Annotated in this window: 2 protein-coding genes; one reads left to right on the top strand and one right to left on the bottom strand. The window is 72.5% G+C overall.

The window, feature by feature from the left end; translation table 11 throughout:
* On the bottom strand, positions 1 to 255 hold a 255-nt coding region (locus RCG67_RS16840; protein ID WP_368827938.1), incomplete at its 3' end, for a DeoR family transcriptional regulator.
* Between the two features lie 263 nt (positions 256 to 518).
* Between RCG67_RS16840 and RCG67_RS16835 the strand changes: the two genes are divergently transcribed.
* Positions 519 to 748 (top strand): alpha-amylase family glycosyl hydrolase (locus RCG67_RS16835; RefSeq protein ID WP_368827936.1); only part of this gene is annotated, 230 nt, incomplete at its 3' end.

The raw sequence follows: 748 nt of genomic DNA, 5'->3' as shown, positions 1-748 counted from the left end.
GGCCGCCTTCTCCGGCAGCTGCAGCCCGGACTTGCGCGCGAAGCCCGGTTCGGCCGCGGAGGAGTCCGAGGGCAGCGTGGCCCCGCCGTGCACCTTCTGCAGCTCACCGTCGCGGGCCAGCCGCTCCAGGTCGCGGCGAACCGTCATGTCGGAGACCTCGAGCTCCTTGGCGAGCTCCGCCACCCGCACGGCGCCGGCGGCCCGGACCCGGGCGAGGATCTCCCGGCGACGGCGGTCGGGCAGCAGCTCGGGCATCGGTTCTCCCAGGTCGACGGACGGAGCGGTGCGGCAGCACGGGTCGTGCGCACCGGTCGCACCACGTGGCGTGTTCATTTCAACACGTTGAATGTCGGATCGTGTTGTACTACGCCGGATGTCGGCGGTGTCGCGGGAACGGGCCGGTCCAGCAGACTGGTCGGGTACCGAGACCGGTGGCGCCGGAGCAGCGACACCGCCGCCCAGGGGCGCCGCCCTCTTCCGCCGGCCGGTCGTTCCCGGCGCGATCCAGGAGGCGTCAGATGAGCACGAGCCCCCAGCAGCACGACATCACCACCGAGCGCTCCGGCACGGGCAGCGGCACCGGGGACGCCCCGGCGTGGTGGGCCGACGCCGTGGTCTACCAGATCTATCCCCGCTCCTTCGCCGACTCCGACGGTGACGGGATCGGGGACCTCGGCGGCGTCCTCGCCCACCTGGACCACCTCCAGGAACTGGGGGTGGACGTGATCTGGCTGTCGCCGGTCTACTC

The sequence above is a fragment of the Kocuria cellulosilytica genome, assembly GCF_040981245.1.
Lineage (GTDB): Bacteria > Actinomycetota > Actinomycetes > Actinomycetales > Micrococcaceae > Kocuria > Kocuria cellulosilytica.
The sequence above is the reverse complement of the archived record's forward strand: the minus strand, read 5'-3'. Positions and strand labels throughout refer to the sequence as shown.